Origin of the sequence: Pseudomonas sp. p1(2021b) (genome assembly GCF_020151015.1) — a bacterium.
Lineage (GTDB): Bacteria > Pseudomonadota > Gammaproteobacteria > Pseudomonadales > Pseudomonadaceae > Aquipseudomonas > Aquipseudomonas putida_K.
Map to the genome: position 1 here is coordinate 1,523,835 of NZ_CP083746.1, position 17,769 is coordinate 1,541,603.

General features: G+C 62.1%; 14 protein-coding genes and 1 pseudogene. 5 read left to right on the top strand and 10 right to left on the bottom strand.

Translation table 11 applies throughout. The annotated features are described in order from the left end of the window. Window positions 1-6: 6 nt before the first annotated feature. The 4 genes and pseudogenes from K8374_RS07140 (at window position 7) to K8374_RS07155 (ending at window position 4,755) form a co-directional block, all read left to right on the top strand. Complete coding sequence (locus K8374_RS07140) at window positions 7-603, top strand: hypothetical protein (protein WP_224458454.1); 597 nt, start codon at window positions 7-9, stop codon at window positions 601-603. 114 nt (window positions 604-717) lie between these two features. Continuing rightward, window positions 718-1,152 (top strand): hypothetical protein, encoded by a 435-nt coding sequence (locus tag K8374_RS07145; protein WP_224458455.1) that lies wholly within the window; start codon window positions 718-720, stop codon window positions 1,150-1,152. Window positions 1,153-1,376: 224 nt separating this feature from the next. Next, window positions 1,377-3,944, top strand: a pseudogene (locus tag K8374_RS07150) (RHS repeat-associated core domain-containing protein); the annotation flags it as partial. Between the two features lie 10 nt (window positions 3,945-3,954). Further along, window positions 3,955-4,755, top strand: coding sequence for a hypothetical protein (locus K8374_RS07155; protein ID WP_224458456.1), 801 nt, complete (start codon window positions 3,955-3,957; stop codon window positions 4,753-4,755). Window positions 4,756-5,072: 317 nt separating this feature from the next. On the opposite strand, the gene K8374_RS07160 is transcribed toward K8374_RS07155, so the two are convergent. Genes K8374_RS07160 through K8374_RS07185 form a run of 6 tightly spaced genes read right to left on the bottom strand, consistent with a single transcriptional unit; the run spans window position 5,073 to window position 11,878 of the window. Next, window positions 5,073-6,698: a BatD family protein gene (locus K8374_RS07160; protein WP_224458457.1), complete on the bottom strand. Its 1,626-nt coding sequence runs from the start codon at window positions 6,696-6,698 to the stop codon at window positions 5,073-5,075. After that, window positions 6,695-8,413 carry a tetratricopeptide repeat protein gene (locus K8374_RS07165; protein ID WP_224458458.1) on the bottom strand — a complete coding sequence of 573 codons (1,719 nt, stop codon included), beginning with the start codon at window positions 8,411-8,413 and terminating at the stop codon, window positions 6,695-6,697. The genes K8374_RS07160 and K8374_RS07165 overlap by 4 nt, the downstream gene beginning before the upstream one ends. After that, window positions 8,410-9,486 carry a vWA domain-containing protein gene (locus tag K8374_RS07170; protein WP_224458459.1) on the bottom strand — a complete coding sequence of 359 codons (1,077 nt, stop codon included), beginning with the start codon at window positions 9,484-9,486 and terminating at the stop codon, window positions 8,410-8,412. Before K8374_RS07170 ends, K8374_RS07165 begins: the two co-directional genes overlap by 4 nt. Next, window positions 9,479-9,973: a DUF4381 domain-containing protein gene (locus K8374_RS07175; protein WP_224458460.1), complete on the bottom strand. Its 495-nt coding sequence runs from the start codon at window positions 9,971-9,973 to the stop codon at window positions 9,479-9,481. The genes K8374_RS07170 and K8374_RS07175 overlap by 8 nt, the downstream gene beginning before the upstream one ends. Beyond that, entirely contained in the window at window positions 9,970-10,914 is a 945-nt protein-coding gene (locus tag K8374_RS07180; RefSeq protein ID WP_196146037.1) for a DUF58 domain-containing protein, read from the bottom strand. The genes K8374_RS07175 and K8374_RS07180 overlap by 4 nt, the downstream gene beginning before the upstream one ends. 4 nt (window positions 10,915-10,918) lie before the next feature. Beyond that, window positions 10,919-11,878, bottom strand: a complete 960-nt coding sequence (locus K8374_RS07185; RefSeq protein WP_084855092.1) for an AAA family ATPase — start codon at window positions 11,876-11,878, stop codon at window positions 10,919-10,921. Window positions 11,879-12,095: 217 nt separating this feature from the next. Between K8374_RS07185 and K8374_RS07190 the strand changes: the two genes are divergently transcribed. Continuing rightward, window positions 12,096-13,418, top strand: coding sequence for a T6SS phospholipase effector Tle1-like catalytic domain-containing protein (locus K8374_RS07190; protein ID WP_224458461.1), 1,323 nt, complete (start codon window positions 12,096-12,098; stop codon window positions 13,416-13,418). Between the two features lie 109 nt (window positions 13,419-13,527). Here the strand turns inward: K8374_RS07190 and K8374_RS07195 are convergent, their stop codons facing one another. The 4 genes from K8374_RS07195 to K8374_RS07210 form a co-directional block, all read right to left on the bottom strand. Next, the gene (locus tag K8374_RS07195; protein ID WP_084855094.1) at window positions 13,528-14,856 is read right to left on the bottom strand and encodes an MFS transporter; all 1,329 of its coding nucleotides are present in this window, start codon (window positions 14,854-14,856) and stop codon (window positions 13,528-13,530) included. A 42-nt stretch (window positions 14,857-14,898) separates the two neighbouring features. Further along, complete coding sequence (gene lhgO / locus K8374_RS07200; protein ID WP_224458462.1) at window positions 14,899-16,092, bottom strand: L-2-hydroxyglutarate oxidase; 1,194 nt, start codon at window positions 16,090-16,092, stop codon at window positions 14,899-14,901. Window positions 16,093-16,194: 102 nt separating this feature from the next. Beyond that, window positions 16,195-16,905 carry a FadR/GntR family transcriptional regulator gene (locus K8374_RS07205; RefSeq protein ID WP_224458463.1) on the bottom strand — a complete coding sequence of 237 codons (711 nt, stop codon included), beginning with the start codon at window positions 16,903-16,905 and terminating at the stop codon, window positions 16,195-16,197. A gap of 381 nt (window positions 16,906-17,286) precedes the next feature. After that, complete coding sequence (locus K8374_RS07210; RefSeq protein WP_084855097.1) at window positions 17,287-17,640, bottom strand: hypothetical protein; 354 nt, start codon at window positions 17,638-17,640, stop codon at window positions 17,287-17,289. Window positions 17,641-17,769 lie beyond the last annotated feature (129 nt).

Here is a 17,769-nt window from a genome sequence, read left to right on the forward strand (position 1 = left end):
GGGCTCATGAAAGAATTTTATGTTGTTAGTGCGGCTGAAATTGACGGTGTTCCACTTTTTTTTGACGAGGTTTGGAGGCCGCAGCTACCTGAGTTTAATCAAGTTGTTGAAAATCCGGAGTTACGTATTTTTTGTGATTCGTATGAGCTTGAAATAGGCCTGGATGCATTTGATGTAGATGTGATTTTTGAGCAGTATATCGCATCTTCGAAATTCGTTGATTTTTGCAAAAAATATCGATGTAGGTTTATTTCGATCCCCCTCAAAGTTACTCTTCGTGGCGGCATGAAGCCAGATGGGGAATATAATTTATTCTTAGTTCTTAGCAGGTATTCGCTCCTGGATATTGAAAGCTCTATGTATACGCTTATGGATGAGGGGTTACTACGCCAAGTTGACGAGCGTGAAAATATTATTCCAGTCTATGATCGCATTGATAAATTTGTTCCAAGAGCCGATGTTTCAGATGACTTATTTTATTGCGAAGAGTTGAAGCAAATTGTTTGCTCGTCTGTCTTTAGAGCTCACTGCCTCGAACAGAACTTAGCTGGGTTGGAATTCGAAAAGATTGATGAGAATTTTATTTATGCGCCCTGGGGGTGATTTCTCTGAGGTTTAATTTTTTTGGGCTATTTAAAAAATTTTAGAAGTTATTGGATGTCAAGAGCTCGGATTGAGAAAAGTATTCGATCAAACAAATTGAATTGCGGGTGATTTATGCTGTCTAATAAAGTTAAGGATTATTGTCGTCGAGAGGGGTGGTGGTACGATGACGCTAGTTCAGACTACGAAGTCGAATTGTTGAAGCTGGGTGTTGATCTTCATTCAGATTGTGCAGAGTTTTATTTGCATGCTGAAGACGGTTCGACTTTTTTATCGAACGGTCATGAGCTTTACCAGCTTTGTTGGTTTTCTAGGAATACTAATTTTGATTTAGCTTTGCAGCGGACTCATCATACGCTCGGGTTGCGTGCTGAGTATATTCCCTTGGATAGTTTCGAGGGCGAAAGTGGATATTTTTATAACTCTAAGACGGGAGAGGTAGTAGAACTCTCCCTTGGAAAAAGTCTTGAGGACTTCAAGTCTGGGAACTCGTCCCCTCAGTGGCGAAACTTCAATGATTTCATTGAGTGCTACTTTGGCTTAGTTTGACTTTGGTTTCCGCCTAGCTCGAACTCGGTTGCCTAAAGAAAGGTGTTAAGGGCGCAGGCTGTCGAGCGTTGTTCTTGGGGGCGCCACATATCATTAAAGATCTTAAAAAATGTCTATTTTAAGAGGGCTGCGCAGCCCCTCTTAATTCTAATGTCTAAAACTGGCTTATAAATATCACTGGTAAACCTGGGACGGTAAACCGCGCGTGGTCAAGCACTGGACCAGAAACCGACCCGCTGGGCCGCAAGATCACCTACAAGCACCACTTCGCGACGCCACTGGTGACTGAAACGCGTTTCCCGGATGGCAGCCTGTGGAAGTCCCGCTATGACGACAAGGGCAACCTGGTCGCCGAGATCGACCCGCTAGGCAACAAAACCGAATACCTCAACGGCGAAGATGGCCTGCCGCACACCATCATCGATGCGAACTTCAAATCCAAGTACCTGTGGTGGAACGCCTACGCCCAGGTCGAACGCTTCGAGGACTGTTCGGGCAAGAGCACCTACTACCGCTACGACGAGCGCCAGCACCTGGTCGCCGTCACCGACGCGCTGAACCAGACCACCACGCTGGAGCGCAAGCCGGACGGTGAGGTGCTGAAGATCACCCACCCGGACGGTACCTCGGAAACCTTCACCTACAACACCCTCGGCCAGGTAATCGCACACACCGACGGCAAGGGCCAGACCACCCGCCTGCTGCGCACGGCCCGGGGTTTGCCCAGCAGCCGCCAGGATGCCAAGGGCCAGCGAATTCGCTACGAGTACGACAAAGCCATTCGCCTGACCGCGTTGGTCAACGAGAACAACGCGACCTACAGCTTTGCCTATGATGCGTCGGACCGCTTGGTCGAAGAAGTACGGGTGGACAACCTGACGCGTCGCTTCAGCTACAACGTCGGAGGTCATCTCACCCGACTGGATGAGATTGGCTATGGCGAAAACGCCGAACGCCCGGAACGGCACACGCTGTTCGAGCGTGACACCATTGGCCGGTTGGTCGCCAAGATCAACCGCGATGCGAGCCAGACCTTCGCGTACGACGACGGCGACCGGTTGCTGAGCATCGAGCGGCAACCGACCGGGATCGGCAAGCAGCTTGGGATCGGCGACGAAAAGCTGGAGTACGCCTACGATCTGCTCGGCCGGCTGACGAAAGAAATCACGCCCGCCGGCACACTCGGCTACGAGTACGATCCACTCAGCAATCTGACCACCCTAACATTGCCGGACGGCCGCAAGGTCAACCACCTGTACTACGGCAGCGGGCACCTGCATCAGCTGAACCTGGATGGTCAGGTGATCAGCGACATGGAGCGCGATGACCTGCACCGCGAGGTGTATCGGACTCAGGGCAAGCTCACCAGTTGCTTCGGTTATGACGCCATGGGGCGCAAGGCCTGGCAATTCGCCTCGACCTTGCCAGCCGACAAGCTCTCGCAAGTGCACAACACCGGCATCAATACCTCGCTGCTGGTGGAGCATGCCTACAACCCGATCCACCGCCGTTATCAGTACGACCCTGCGGGTGAACTGGTACGTACGCTCGACAAGCTACGCGGCGAGGTCAAATACGAATACGAAGCCAACGGCCAATTACGCAGCCGCGATACCGGCTCGCTGATAGGTAGCGAAGAGTTTCGTTACGACGCGGCGGCCAACCGCCTGGACTTCAACGCCCGCCAGTTCGCCAAGGTCAAGGACAACCGGATCAAACAGTGGCGGGACCAGGAGTATAGCTACGACCCCTGGGGCAATTTGATCGAGAAGCGCTCGGGGCACAGCACGCTGCAGTATTTTGCCTATGACTGCGAAAACCGGCTGGTACGTGCCGAGACATTGGTCAATGGCAAGCTGGAGAGTATCGGGCACTACCGTTATGACAGCTTGGGACGGCGGGTAGCGAAGCAGTCGGAAATCAACGGCGAGGTCGAGCAGAAACGCTTCCTCTGGCAAGGGTTGCGGATGCTGCGTGAGGAGACGCCGGGGCAGAACATCTTGTACTTGTACGAGCCGGGAAGCTATGCGCCCTTGGCACGTGTCGATCGCATCGAAGGGAAAGGGCAGAAGGTCTACTATTTCCATACCGACCAGATCGGTACGCCGCTGGAGCTGACGGATAGCGACGGTGAGATCGTTTGGCAGGCGACGTATCGCTCATGGGGAGAGATTCATCAATTAGCCGTCAATATGGTTGAGCAGAATTTGCGCTTCCAAGGGCAGTATTTCGACTTGGAGATTGACCTATATTATAACTTATTTAGGTATTACGATCCGGGGGTCGGGCGATTTGTTACACAGGATCCTATAGGATTAGAAGGTGGAAGCAATATATATGCTTATGTGCCCAGCCCGATAACATGGGTTGATCCTCTGGGACTTTCCCCGTGCTCAATGCGGGAAGTTAATGAAGCCAAGATATTCGGAAAGGGCCAGAAAGATGGTACGCCTGGCCACAACCAGTTCTCTGAGGTTATCGCTAATAAGCTGGCCATGAGCGGGAAGTTCAAAGAAATCTATTTGAATAGATCATATAGCTTCGCCAACGGTAAAGGAGTATCAGGGCGACGACCTGATATCATGGCTATTGATAAATCTGGAAGGGTGCACGCCATAGAGCTTGCGTCTAAAACTGATATGGGAAGGAAATTGCCATTATTAACTGTGCGGAATCAGACGGCAATGAATAATTTGCCGAGCATCGGGCAGGGAAGTATTGTTGTATTGAAACATCCTTATGATGCCTCGAAAGTAAAGAGTGCCTTGGATAATCTGATCGGTAGTATATAGGTGGAATGCTATGGGCGCAGCTAAAGCAATGGCGGTTTACGGGATTGAAGAGATTTCTGCTAAATTGGCATACGAAATCGGATTGCTTTTTTTTCGGGTTATAAAGCTTGATGTAACAGCTTCAGGATATTATCGATATCGTGAGGATAGAGCTGACGAGGATATTGACTTTATCGAAGTTTCACGGGTTGAACTAAAAGGTGAAATTGAAGCTGGTAGGGCAACATCGTTCAGGCTTTATTGTACAAGCGAGAGCAGTAATCTCTGGGATGCCTCATTCGGATACACGACAACCGATTTCGGAGGTTTTTATCATTTCGATGCGCAATGCCTAGACCAACATTTTGGAAGAGATAAATTTTTAGAGTTTGTCGAGGAGTTGGGCGAGTTGAGCGAGTTTAGGTACGCAATATTTTATTCGGTAGACGATGTCTCGGAAGGCTTTTATTATGCTGGCGGGGAAAATCTGATTAGTGTGTACGATTACGAAAATCCAATACTATTCAATAAGGAAACAGGAGGGAGGTTTAAAGGGGCGGAACGGTACAAAAATAAAATGTTGAGGATGGTGTATCCGCTAAACGTTATAAATGAGGCGCACCTCAATCTACAGGTAGGGGATGGCAAGTTGCAGGACTGGATTCTTAGCGAAAAGCGGCGTGGGCTGTTAAAGCCAAGCTTAAATAGGATGTGGGTGTGGGAGGTCAAGGAGGAGGACTTGGAATATGTTAATGCCGAGCTTGGGGCTGCTGGGTTATTAATTGCATGGAAACCGTTGCGCTCTGCAAAGAAAAGTAAGTTAACGTTTTGATTTTTCACGCAAAATTCTTAGGGGCGCGATACTGTCTCTATGCGTTTTTCCAGCTGAACCTGGATAGCCAAGCCATCAGCGACACGGAGCGCGACGACCTGCACCGCGAGGTCTACCGGACTCAGGGCAAGCTCACTTTGCGTTCCTTTACAGCTTCCTCACCCACCGCGCGTATTACCTGAAGCAGACAACGGGTCAGCAGGGCTGGAACCCGTTCGAGGGCCAGCGGATGATTTAAGCCGGGTTGGTCGGCCCCGCCATCGATTGCTTGGGGCCGCTGGAGGCTTGGGGATTTCAGGCGTGCTCTGTTTCAAGCCTCACTTCGGGTAGAGCGGGGGTAAGCTTGTGCTTTCACCCGCCGGCAACAACACCTGCTCCGCCGGCGGAATCGTGCCGATCGCTCTCCACAAGTCCTCACCCTGCCAATACTGACCGCTCTCGCTGTACAGCGCCCCGTTCAATCCATCCAGCGCGTCCGACAACGGCACGAAACGGGCGGCCATCTCGGCGAGGGTTTCCGGTTGCTGGCGCGCCCAGGCATCCAAGGCCTGGCGGGTGGCCTGGGGGTCGTTGGCCTGGCAGGCGCGCTTGAGGTCGTCCAGCAGGGTGCGTGGGCTTGGCCCGCTCTGTGCGGCGCGCAAGATGGCCGGTTGCGAGCGTGCGCGCCACCACAGGGCAAAACCCAGCACGGAGGTCAGGGCCAGCAGCACCGTCGCCAATTGCCACGGCCAGAGCAGGGCCGTGCCGCTGCTGGTGTCGCTGACCGGCGTTTCGCCGCTGAGGGCCGGGTTGTCCTGCACGGTCAGGGTGCGTGCCGGCAGGCTGCTGTGTTCCAGATGATCTTCGCGGGTGTTCCACCAGGTGACGTCCAGGGCTGGCAGGGCCAGGTCGCCGCTATGGGTGGGGACCAGCGCCTCGCGTTCTTCACGGTTGGCGGTCATGCCGCGTTCGTTGATCTCGTTGCGCAGCAGCGGCTGGTCGGGGTAGCGGCGCAGGCCATGGATTTCGGTGGCCGGTAATTGAGGCAGCTGGGTGCTGGACAGCCCTTCGGCGCGCAGGGTGATGCTGCGGGTCAGGGAGTCGCCGATCTGCGTGGGCTGGCCGTTGGGTTCTGGGTTCCAGTGTTCTTCCAGGCTCAGGCTGCGGGCCGGCAGCCAGGGCTGGTCGGTTGGCCAGGCGCTGGGGATCGGCCGCACGCCAAGGTGCAGCGGCAGCGAGCTGACCTGAACCTGGCGGCCGACTCGGGGCGTGCCGGCTGGCTGCACACCGCTGTCGGCGGCGGTGGCGGTGAAGGTCAGTGCCGGGATATCGAGGCTGCCGCTTTGTTGCGGGTAGAGCGCATAGCGGGTCTCGATCACCCCGTGGCGGACCCCGTCGATTTCCTTTTCATAGGTGCGCGACTCGCCCAGCGGCTCGACCTTGGCGTTGTCCAGCTGCAGGGGGCTCAGGCTGCTGTCGTCGTACAGCGGCACCGAATGGTAGATGCGCAGGGTCAGCACGGCCTGGGCCTGGACATAGACGTCCTGGCGGTCGAGGGTGGCCTCGATGAACACCTGGGCGGCGCGTTCCGGGCGGCTGGCGTCGGCCTGCAACACCTGCAGCTCGATGGCCTGGCTCTGCGAGCGGCCTAGCTGCAGTTCAGGGATGCGCAGGCTGCCGCTGCGCCGCGGCAGCAGGGTGATGATCCAGCGGGTGCTGGCGCGGGTCTCGCCGTCCAGGGTGTGCAGGCTGTTGAGCTGGCGCGTGCCGCGCACTTCGAAGTCGCCTTCCAGGGCGCGCAGATCGGGCTTGCCGAACTGCGTGACATCCTGGCTTTCCAGGGTCAGTTCCAGGGTTTCGCCGGCCTGCAGGCGCGTGCGGTCGACGCTGGCCTGCAAGGTCGGTTGCGCCTGGGCCTGGAGAAGCCACAACAGGCTGAGTAGGAAGACGCCGAGGCGACTCATCGTGGGTTGTCCTGATGCAATTGCTGTTCATACCAGAATTTGCGCCGTAGCAGCTGGGCGGGGTTGTCGGGAATCTCCCGCAACCATTGCTCCAGCGCCTGGCGCTGTTCGGCATCCAGGCTGGTGGAAGCCGGCCGCTGCGGTGGCTGGGTCACCCCATCGTCAGCGCCGGGCTGGTTGCCGCCCTGGGCCTGCTCGTTGCTGGCGCCTTCGCCGGGTTCTTCGGCGGCGCCCTGTTCTTCGCTGCCAGGTGTGCCCTGGGCCGGGTTGGCCGCCGAGCTGCTGTTGCCTTCGGTCTCGTTGCCGGGCGTGCCTTGGGCATCGCTGTCGGCCGGTTGTTCCTCGGCCTTGGCCTGGCGTTGTTGCAACAATTGCTGGACCAAGGCCTGGTTGTCCAGTGCTGGTTGCAGGTCGGGTTGGCGTTCCAGGGCTTGTTCGTAGGCATCCAGCGCGGCCTCCAGTTCGCCGGCGCGGGCCAGGGCGTTGCCCCGATTGTAATGGGCCGCGGCATTACTGCCCTGGGCGAAGGCCCGCGCGGCGCCTTCGTAGTCGCCGGCCTGGTACAGCGCCACGCCGCGCCATTGTGGGTCCTGGAAGTGCCGGGCGGCCTCGGTGGGGCGTTGTCGCTCCAATAGACGCTGGCCTTGTTGGTCAGGGCGCAGCCACAGGTCGTTGAATTCGAAGGCCTGGCTCGGTTGTGGCAAGGCCAGCAGCAAGGGCAGGCAGAACAACCAGCCACGCCGACCGGCGCAGGCTGCCAGCAACAGCAGGGGCAGCAGCAGCCAGTGGCCCTGGTCGGCCCAGCTGTCGAGCTGCATTGTCTGACCGTCGTTGCGCAGGGCGCGGGGGGTGTCGAACAGGCCCAGGCCACGCAGGTCCAGGTCGTCGATACGGGCATGGCGATAGCGTCCGCCGGTGCCGTTGATGAAGGCCTTGAGGCTGGCGCCGTCCAGGCGCGGCACAAGGATGCCGCCTTGCTCATCCTTGAGGAACTCACCGTTGGCCTGACGCACGGGGGCGCCTTCGGCGCTGCCGACCCCCAGCATCAACAAGCTCGGGCCCTGGCGGCCGAGGGCCTTGAGGATACCGGTGCGTTCCTGCTCGTTCAGGGAGGAGCCGATCAGCAGCAGGCGACCCTGGCCCAGGCCGCTCTGGGCCAGCAGGGCCAGGCCTTTCTGTACGGCGAGGTCCGCGCGCTGGCCGGGTTGCGGCATGATCGACGGGTCGACGGCCTCGAGCAGGTTGCGCGTGGTGCCCAGGTCGTCGGACAGCGGCACCAGGGTATGTGCGCTGCCGGCATACACTACCAGGGCAGTCTGGCTGTCGCGGCGGTGCTCGAGCAGGTCCAGGACCTTGCGCCGGGCCTGTTCCAGGCGGTTGGGCGCGCTGTCCTCGGCGAGCATCTGCGGGGTCAGCTCGAGCAGGATCACCAGCGGGTCGGCAGGGCGCTGGCGGGTTTCTTCGAGGCGTTGCCAACTGGGGCCGAGCAGGGCCAGGACCACCAGCAGCCAGGCCAGGCCCAGGGCTACCCAGGGCAGCTTGCTGGCCTGGCCCTTGCCGCCGCCGAGCAGCACGGCATGGAATTGCGGCGGCAGGATCATCTGCCAGCGCCCGGCACGCTTGCGCCGATGCCACAGCTTGAACAGCAGCCAGCCGAGCAGGGGCACCACCAACAGCCAGAGCGGGCGCAGCCATTGTGGCCAGAGTTCGATCATCGCCGCCTCCTCAGGCGCAGGCGCTTGAGGCGCTGGCGCCATTCCGGGTGCGGCTGCAGGAAGCGTGGCCGGCGCAGTAGGCGCTGGAGCAGGTTGTCCGGCCATTGCACGGCCACCACCAGCAATACGCTCAACAGCAGCGCCAGGGCCAGCGGCCAGGCGTACAGGGCCTTGGCGGTGCGCGCCTGGGTCGGTTGCTGGGCCACCGGCTCCAGCTGGTCGAGGGCATCGCCGATGGCGTCCAGTTCGGCGCCGTTGTGGGCGCGGAAATAGGTGCCGTGGGTCAGTTCGGCGATCTCCTTGAGCGAGGCTTCGTCCAGGTCCAGGCTCGGGTTCAGACCGAGCAGGCCGGGGGTGCCGCTGGCCTCGGGGTTGGCGCCGATGCCGATGGTGTAGATGCGCACGCCTTCCTGGGCAGCCAGGCGGGCGGCGGTCAGCGGGTGGATCTGCCCGCCGTTGTTGGCGCCGTCGGTGACCAGCACCAGCACGCGGCTCTGGGCCGGGCGTTGGCGCAAGCGCTTGACCGCCAGGCCAATGGCGTCGCCGATGGCGGTGTTCTTGCCGGCGATGCCGATCTGCGCTTCGTCGAGGAAGGTGCGTACGGTGCGCCGGTCGAACGTCAGCGGGGCCTGCAGGTAGGCCTCGCTGCCGAACAGGATCAGGCCGACTCGGTCGCCTTCGCGGTCCTGGAGAAAGTCGCCGAGCAGCGCCTTGACCAGGTCCAGGCGGCTGATTTCGTCGTCCTTCCACTGCATGTCGGGGAAGTCCATGGAGCCGGACACGTCCACCGCCACCAGCAGGTCGCGGCCACTGGCCGCCACCGGTACGGGGTCGCCCAGCCATTGTGGGCGCGCGGCAGCCAGCAGTAGCAGCACCCAGATGACCACGAACGGCGCCTGCTGGCGCCAGGTCGGCAGGTTCAGCCGCGCCCGGCGTCCGGCCAGGCCTTCGAGCTCATCGAGAAAGCCTACCTTGAGTACCGGCTCGCCGCTGTCGGCGGCGGGCAGCACCAGCCGCGCGAGCCAGGGCAGCGGCAACAGCAGAAAAATCCACGGCCAGGCCAACTCAAACATGCTTGCGGATCCAGGTTTCGACCGCCTGGGCAAGCCCGGCGATGGCCTTGTCGTCGAGCTTGCACTCGGGCTTGTAGGCACCTTCGACCAGCACCATCCAACGGGTCAGGCCGGCGGCCGGGCAGCGGTTGTCGAGAAACGCCAGCCATTGCCGGCCGTTGAGGGTATGGCTGTTGGCACCGGGGTAGTGGTTGCGGCACAGGCGCTTGAGCAGCGCGTTGATCTGCTGCAGCCAGGCGCCGGCCGGCGCGCCGTCGTACGGGCGCGGCAGGCGGGCAAGTTCGGCCAGCGCTTCCACGCGCACTGGGTCCAGAGGCAGCTCGGCGCGTACGATCGGGCGCTTGGTCGGGCGCCAATGGCGAACCCGCCATAGCCCCCAGGCCAGCAGCGGCAGCAGGGCGAGCAGCACCCACCAGCCGGGCGCGGGCGGCCACAGGCTGACCGCCGGCGGGGCGATCAGCGGTTGCAGCTGGTCCAGCGGGTTCATTGCGTGCTCCCGGGCCGCTGGGCGTTGAGGTACTCGCGCAGCTGTTCGATCATTTCGCTCTGGGTGCTCAGGGGCATCATCAATACCCGTAGCTTCTGTGCCAGCAGCTCCCAGCGCTCGATGCGCGCCTCGGCCTGCTGGCGATAGGCCTGGCGCAGGTTGGCGTCGAGTGTGTCGAGTTCCAGCTGCGCGCCGCGTTGGGCGAAGCGCAGCAGGCCGGCGGCGGGCAGGGCATGGTCGAGCGGGTCGGACACCGGCATCAGCAGCACGTCGCAGTGGCGCGAGAGCATGCTCAGGTGCTGCTCCACGCCGGGGCTCAGGGCACGTTCGTCGCAGATGATGATGGCCAGGCTGCCAGGGCGCAGCACCTCGCGGGCGCGGCGCAGGGCCAGGGCCAGGCTGTCGGCCTGGGGCAGGGCCTCGGTGTGCAATGCCTGGTTGACCTTGGCCAGGCGGTTGAGCAGTTGCAGCAGGCTCTGCTTGCTGCGCCGTGGCTTGATCTCGTGGTGCTCGTTATCGCCGAACACCAGGCCGCCGATGCGGTCGTTATGCCCCAGCGCGGCCCAGCCGAACAGGGCCGCCGCCTGGGCGGCCAGCACCGACTTGAACATCAGCCCGGAACCGAAGAACAGGCGCTGGCTCTGCTCGACCAGGATGAAGATCGGCCGCTCGCGCTCTTCGTGGAACAGCTTGGTATGAGGCTCCTGGGTCCGCGCGGTGACGCGCCAGTCGATGTTGCGCACATCATCGCCGGCCTGGTAGACGCGTACCTGGTCGAAGTCCACGCCGCGCCCGCGCAGCTTGGAATGGTGCAGGCCGACCAGCGGGCTGCGCTGGCCGGGCCGGGAGAACAGCTGGATCTCGCGCACGCGGTGGCGCATGTCGATCAGCTCGGCCAGGCCAATGCGGATGCCGGGTTCGGCCAGGTACGCGGTGGGCATGGAATCAGGCGACGGCGACAACGTCGAGGATGCGCTGGACCACCCGGTCCTGGTCGATCCCCGCCGCTTCCGCCTCGAACGAAAGGATGACGCGGTGGCGCAGCACGTCGAACAGCACCGCCTGGATGTCCTCGGGGCTGACGAAGTCGCGCCCGGCCAGCCAGGCATGGGCCCGTGCGCAGCGGTCCAGGGCGATCGAGCCGCGTGGGCTGGCGCCGTAGGCGATCCAGTCGGCCAGCTCGGCATCGAACTTGGCCGGCGTGCGGGTGGCCATGACCAGTTGCACCAGGTATTCCTCCACGGCATCGGCCATGTACAGACCGAGGATTTCCTTGCGCGCGGCGAAGATCGCCTGCTGGCTGACCCGCCGTTCCGGCTTGGCCTCGCCGCCCAGGGCTTCGCCGCGGGCCTGCTGGAGGATGCGACGTTCCACTGCGGCATCCGGGAAACCGATCTTCACGTGCATCAGGAAGCGGTCGAGCTGGGCTTCGGGCAAGGGGTAGGTGCCTTCCTGCTCGATCGGGTTCTGGGTGGCCATGACCAGGAACAGCGGCGACAGCTCGTAGGTGCTGCGCCCGACGCTGACCTGGCGCTCGGCCATGGCTTCGAGCAGCGCCGACTGGACCTTGGCTGGGGCGCGGTTGATTTCATCGGCCAGCACCAGGTTGTGGAAGATCGGGCCTTGCTGGAACACGAAGCTGCCGGTTTCCGGGCGGTAGATCTCGGTGCCGGTGATGTCGGCCGGGAGCAGGTCGGGGGTGAACTGGATGCGGTGGAACTGCGCCTCGATCCCCTCGGCCAGTTCCTTGATGGCCTTGGTCTTGGCCAGGCCAGGCGCGCCTTCGACCAGCATGTGGCCGTCGGCCAGCAATACGATCAGCAGGCGTTCGACCAGTTTCTCCTGGCCAAGGATCTGAGAGGAAAGAAAGGTGCGCAGCGCGATCAGCGCCTCACGGTGTTCCATCGTCGACGGTTCCTGGAAATGGGCCGGCGATGCGTGTACCGCAGCGTCCGGGCAAGGGCTGATACTTTAATCCATCCGGGCCCATGCCGACCAATGGCGGCGTGGAAATTTCTCGACAGGCACAGTGCCATCTGCCTGTCCACCTCTGTAATCTGCTGATTTTCCACGCCAGCGGTTTGCGCCTTCATTGTTCATTTTCGAACAGCGGAAAGCACCGATGGACCTACCACAGCCGACTGGCCCGATCACCTTGCGGATCGGCGTTTTCTTCGACGGGACCGGCAACAACCAAGGCAACAGCGTTGCGCCCGGTGAGGCGGTGGACGGCCGCCTGGGCAGCTACGGCAATGCTCCCAGCAACGTGGCGCTGCTCCATGATTTGTACCCGCAGGCCAGCGATGGCGCTTCCACGGTGTATTTCAGGTGCTATATCGAGGGGATCGGCACCTGGGCGGGCAAGGACGATTCAGCATTCGCCCAGGCAACTGGCCTAGGCCGCAGCGGCGTCGAGGCCCGTGTCGCGCAGGCCGCCCAGGCGATCGCCGGGCAAATACGTGCCTGGCTGGGCAGCCGCCCCCAGGCGCAGGTTGCGACGCTGGAATTCGACCTGTTCGGCTTCAGCCGTGGCGCGGCGGCGGCCAGGCACCTGGCCAATGACCTGGGCAAAGGGGGCGATAGCCTGCTGGCGCGGACCGGCGTGCTGGGCGAGGGGTTCGACTGGCAGGCCGGGCCGGTCATCAACTTCATCGGCCTGTTCGACACCGTGGCAGCGATCGTCGAGCCGCTCAAAGGCAATTTCAGCCCGGCCAACGACCGCTATGCCGGGCTGCAGCTGGGGCTGGCCGCAGGTGCGGCGCGCAAGGTGGTGCAACTGGTGGCCGCTGACGAGCACCGGCACAACTTCCCGCTGGTGCGCAGTGACAACGACATCGTCGTGCCAGGCTGCCATTCGGATATTGGCGGGGGGTACCTGGAATGCATGATTGAGCAGATGCTGCTCAGCAAGCCGCGCTCGAACCTGGTGCCGGTGCGCACGCCTGTGGAGCAGACCCAGGCCTACGTCCTGACCGCCGCACAATTGGCCAGGGACCATGCTCATACGCCAGCGCCTGCGCCCCGGGTCTTGACCTGGGAGGAGCCGGTCGAACGAAGCGACCCCCGGGATGAACCGTACAAACGGGTCTATGCGGCGATACACCGCGAGCGGGAGGTACGTGGGCACTTGTCGCGGGTGTACCTGCGCATCATGCGTGAACTGGCGGTGCGGGCACGGGTGCCGTTTGCCGAGGTGGATGACGATGCGGCGGCGTTCTGGTTGCCGCCGGAGCTGCTGGGGATCAGCGACAAGCTGCATGACTTCGCCCTGGGGCGCAGCGCTGAGCCGGGGTTGACCGTGGAGCAAAGGCAATTGCTGGAGGCGCGCTATATCCATGCTTCGGCGCATTGGAATGCGCTGAAGGGGCTGCGCAACAGTGAACTGGATGTGTTGTACATCGACCGGCCGGCGGAGGGCGGGCGGTCGATGCACGGCAATGGATGATTCGAGCCGAGCCGGGGCCACTGTGCAGCCCTTTCGCGGCGCAAGGCCGCTCCTACAGGGGCGCGTATGCCTGCTTCTTGGAGCGGCGTTGCGTCCTCAGAACCTTCTGCTAGTTCTTCGAGGTCGAATGCCTACGCCCCTGGTCCAGCAGCGCAAAGACCACCACCAGCACACCGGAAACCGCCAGGATCAACGCCACGCCATCGGTGGAGTGGGTCGCCGAGCCAGCCACCAATGCCAGGCCGCCCAGCGGGGCCAGGCCACCGGCCACGGCCGTGCCGATCTCGCGGCCGGTGCCGAAGCCCGAGGAGCGGGTCTGGGTCGGGAACTGGCGGCTGAGGAACGAGCCTTGGGGGGCGAACATCATCGGGGCGAGCAGGCCGGTGCCGATGGCGATGGCGATGTAGATCAGCGTCGGCTCGCCGGTTTCCAACAGCTTCAGGAATGGGAAGGCGAACAACGCCGACAGCAGGCCACCGAGCATCAGCACATGCTTGCTGCTCCAGCGGTCGCACAACCAGCCGAAGAACGGCACGGCGAAGATCGCCACCAGGCTGGCCAGGGTCACCGACAGCGAGGTGACATGGGCTTCGACGCCCTTGAACTGGGTCAGGTAGGCCAGGGAGAAGGTCTTGAAGATATAGCTCAGGGCGTTGTAGCCCACGGCCACGAAGAACACCACGGCCAGGCCCTTGAGGTCGTGCTTGAACAGCAGCTTGAGCGGCGAGACCTGCGGCTTGTCCTTGGCCTGGTCGAGTTCCTTGAAGTCCGGCGTCTCGGGGATGCTCTTGCGCACCCACAAGCCAATGCCCACCAGGGCGATGCTGGCGATGAACGGGATGCGCCAGCCGCCGGCCAGGAGGAATTCGTTGCCGTTCATGGTCAGCAGGTACACCGTCAGCGACGACAGCAGCAGACCCAGGTTCAGCCCCAGCGCCGGCCAGGCGCCCTGGCTGCCGCGCTTGCCTTCGCTGGCATGCTCGTAGGAGGTGACGGCTGCGCCCGACAGTTCGGCGCCGGCACCCAGGCCCTGGATGATACGGATCACCACCAGGATGATCGGCGCCCAGATGCCGATGCTGGCGTAGCTGGGAATCAGGCCGATCAACGCGGTGCACACGCCCATCATGCAGAAGGTGATCACCAGCACCTGCTTGCGGCCGAACCGGTCGCCCAGGTAGCCGAACAGCACGCCGCCGAAGGGGCGGGCGATGAAGCCGATGGCAAAGGTGGAGAAGGCTAGCAGCGAGGCCACTGCCGGGTTGCTGGCGTCGAAGAAGATCTTCGAGAAGACGATCGCCGCCATGGTGGCGTACAGGTAGAAGTCGTACCACTCCAGCATCGAGCCGAAAATGGTCGCCGCGGCCACCTTGCGCAGGCGCTTGCGTTGCTGTTCCGGGGTTTCGGGCGCGGCCGGGGCCGCCTCATATACCGACATCTGAGGTTCCTTATTGTCTTTGTAGTTGGGTGTGCAGCAGGTTCAGCGGGCCTTGAGGATCCTTTCGGCGATCATCTGGCCGATGGGAATGGCTGAGGTCGCCGCCGGTGATGGGGCATTGCAGACATGCACCATGCGCGGGGTCTCGGCGAACAGGAAATCGTGCACTAGGGTGCCGTCGCGCATCACCGCCTGGGCGCGAATGCCGGCCTCGTAGGGCAGCAGGTCCTGGACCTCGAGCTGGGGACAGTACTTGCGGCACTGTTCCAGGTAGCCGCGCTTGAACAGCGAGTTCTTCATCTCGGTGGTGCCGGAGCCGAGGTTGTTCCAGAGGGTCTTCCAGAAGCCGGGGAAGCGTGCGTATTCGGCAACGTCCCGCCAGTTCACCGAGAACTTGCGGTAGTTCTCCCGGCCCAGGCCGAGCACGGCGTTGGGGCCAACGGTGACGCTGCCGTCGATCATCCGCGTCAGGTGCACGCCAAGGAACGGCAGGTCCGGATCGGGGATCGGGTAGATCAGGTGGTTGACGATCTGGTTCTTGCTCGGCGGCAGCCGGTAGTACTCGCCACGGAAGGGGATGATCTGGTGGTCGATCTTCACCCCGGCCAGGCGCGCCAGACGGTCGGACTGCAGGCCTGCACAGGCGACCAGTTGGCGGGCGCACCAGCTCTGGCCGTCACTGCTGACTTCGACATGCTCGCCGTGTTCCTTGATCGCCCGCACCGTGGTGGCCATGCGCACTTCGCCACCGGCCTTCTGGATGACACGGGCCATGGCGTCGCACACCTGCTTGTAGTCGACGATGCCAGTTGCATCGAGGAACAGGGCTCCCTTGCCGACGATATTGGGCTCGCGGCGCTTGAGCTCGGTGGCGTCCAGGCGTTCGACCTTCAGCCCGTTCTGCCGGGAGCGCTCGTGCAGCGCCTGCATACGCTGCATTTCCAGGTCGTTGGAGGCGACCAGCAACTTGCCGCAGACCTCGAAGGCAATGCCGTGCTCGGTGCAGAAGTCTTTGGTGGCCTGGGCGCCGCGCTTGCACAGGTCGGCCTTGAGGCTGCCCGGGGCGTAGTAGATGCCCGCGTGGATCACGCCGCTGTTGTGGCCGGTTTGGTGACGACCGAGGATGGTTTCCTTCTCGAGGATCAGCAGCGATGCGCCGGGGCGCTGCTCGAGCAGGGCCATGGCGGTGGCGAGGCCGACGATGCCGCCGCCGATGATGCAGTAGTCGTAGGTCATGCAGGGGTACCTTGGATTTCTTGTCGGTGGATCTGCTTATCAGGTTGTCAGACTAAGTAGGGCGTGTGAAAGGCTCCCAGGCCATTGCGTGTGGCTCCGGTGTCAGTCGAGTTCGGGCAGGTCGATTTTCAGGCGCCGTGCCGAGGCCCGCAGGTGCGCTTCGGCGCACGCTGCAGCCGCCAGGCGGTCGCCGTCGGCGATGGCCTGGTACAGCGCCTGGTGTTCGCGGTTGGCATCGGCCGAGCCGCCCACCGAAGCGGTGGCGGAGTTTTCCCAGGCGCTACGCCGCGCGGCCGCCAGCTGGCCGCCGAGAAAATCGTGGAAGGCCACGAAATAGTCGTTCTTGCTGGCTTCGGCGATGGCCCGGTGGAAGGCCACGTCGGCGGCGGAGGCGCTGGCCAGGTCGCTACGCTTGTCGAGCATCGCCTGCAGGGCTTGGCCCATGCGCGCCAGGTCCGCGTCGTCGCGACGGCGGGCGGCGATGGCCGCAGCCTGGGTCTCGATCCACAGGCGCATTTCGAACATCTGCGCCAGGTCCGGCTTGCGCCCGTTGCTGCCGGGGAAACGGAACACGGTGCCGCTGGGGGTTTGCGAAATGTACGAGCCGAGCCCACGCCGGGCGATGAGCACGCCATCGGCCTTGAGCTGCGCCACCGCCTCGCGCACGACCGAGCGGCTGACGTTCAGCTGTTCGGCCAGTTGCTGTTCGGTGGGCAGGCGCGATTCGGCAGCCAGGCGGCCGGAATCGATCTCTGCGCGGATGGCGCTGACAACCCGTTCGACCAGGGTGTCGGGGCGCTGGAGCTCTAGCATTGGGAATGATTGCCTATTGATCAGGTTGTCAGACAATGCCTGTGCCGGGGGCGGTCTGTCAATGATCTGGCGTTATCGAGGGGGGCTGTAGGAGCGGCCTTGTGCCGCGAAAGGGTCGCAACGCGGCCCTAGTGTGGTGTTTCACAAATAACGACCATAACTCGCGGCGCTTTTTGCGCACATGCGGCGTTGTCGCTCCTCGCCGTAGCTGGGCTACGACTCGTCGCGACGCCTTGCCTGAGCGCAAAAATCGCTCGCGAGTTATTGGTCGTATTTGCAAAACACCACACTAGGTTCTGCGTATAGACGCATGGATGGCCGGGGGCGCTGCGCGCCCCTTTCGCGGCACAAGGCCGCTCCTACAAAGGGGGCGGGTCGGCTTCAGAGCTCGGAAACGAAAGTCCCGGTACCGTCGAGGATGTTGCGCAAGGTCAGCTCGACCTCCTCGAGGTCGGTACCTGCCGAGGTCAGCACGATCTCCAACTGTTCGGAGCCCTTGAGGGCATCCCGGTCGCTGGCCGCCACTTCGATCAGTAGCCGCGTGGCACTGAGCGTCACCTTCAGGCCGTCGAGCGTCGATGGCTCGTCGTCCAGGGTCAGGTCCACGGTGTCTTCGTCCGGGTAACGAGTGAGCAGGAACATCTGGCCCTTGTCGCTGTGGCAGCACAGGGTCGCCATGTTGTCTTCTTCTTCGTCGCAGGGCGTGGCGAAGAGCAGGGCGGTTTTCAATTGCATGGCTGGCTCGGGTCGAAGGTATGAAAGGGGAATTCTGACAGCCTTGCCCGCTTACATAAACGTAAAGTTACCGGCCCTTGACCGAAATTGTCGCAGCGCTGCAAGCCCTGGTGACCACTCAGTCGTTAA

What these genes read in the sequence shown, in the direction of transcription:
- K8374_RS07140 (WP_224458454.1), top strand. Translation starts at nt 7, where the DNA reads ATGAAAGAATTTTATGTTGTTAGTGCGGCTGAAATTGACGGTGTTCCA.
- K8374_RS07145 (WP_224458455.1), top strand. Translation starts at nt 718, where the DNA reads ATGCTGTCTAATAAAGTTAAGGATTATTGTCGTCGAGAGGGGTGGTGG.
- K8374_RS07155 (WP_224458456.1), top strand. Translation starts at nt 3,955, where the DNA reads ATGGGCGCAGCTAAAGCAATGGCGGTTTACGGGATTGAAGAGATTTCT.
- K8374_RS07160 (WP_224458457.1), bottom strand. Translation starts at nt 6,698, where the DNA reads ATGAGTCGCCTCGGCGTCTTCCTACTCAGCCTGTTGTGGCTTCTCCAG.
- K8374_RS07165 (WP_224458458.1), bottom strand. Translation starts at nt 8,413, where the DNA reads ATGATCGAACTCTGGCCACAATGGCTGCGCCCGCTCTGGCTGTTGGTG.
- K8374_RS07170 (WP_224458459.1), bottom strand. Translation starts at nt 9,486, where the DNA reads ATGTTTGAGTTGGCCTGGCCGTGGATTTTTCTGCTGTTGCCGCTGCCC.
- K8374_RS07175 (WP_224458460.1), bottom strand. Translation starts at nt 9,973, where the DNA reads ATGAACCCGCTGGACCAGCTGCAACCGCTGATCGCCCCGCCGGCGGTC.
- K8374_RS07180 (WP_196146037.1), bottom strand. Translation starts at nt 10,914, where the DNA reads ATGCCCACCGCGTACCTGGCCGAACCCGGCATCCGCATTGGCCTGGCC.
- K8374_RS07185 (WP_084855092.1), bottom strand. Translation starts at nt 11,878, where the DNA reads ATGGAACACCGTGAGGCGCTGATCGCGCTGCGCACCTTTCTTTCCTCT.
- K8374_RS07190 (WP_224458461.1), top strand. Translation starts at nt 12,096, where the DNA reads ATGGACCTACCACAGCCGACTGGCCCGATCACCTTGCGGATCGGCGTT.
- K8374_RS07195 (WP_084855094.1), bottom strand. Translation starts at nt 14,856, where the DNA reads ATGTCGGTATATGAGGCGGCCCCGGCCGCGCCCGAAACCCCGGAACAG.
- lhgO (WP_224458462.1), bottom strand. Translation starts at nt 16,092, where the DNA reads ATGACCTACGACTACTGCATCATCGGCGGCGGCATCGTCGGCCTCGCC.
- K8374_RS07205 (WP_224458463.1), bottom strand. Translation starts at nt 16,905, where the DNA reads ATGCTAGAGCTCCAGCGCCCCGACACCCTGGTCGAACGGGTTGTCAGC.
- K8374_RS07210 (WP_084855097.1), bottom strand. Translation starts at nt 17,640, where the DNA reads ATGCAATTGAAAACCGCCCTGCTCTTCGCCACGCCCTGCGACGAAGAA.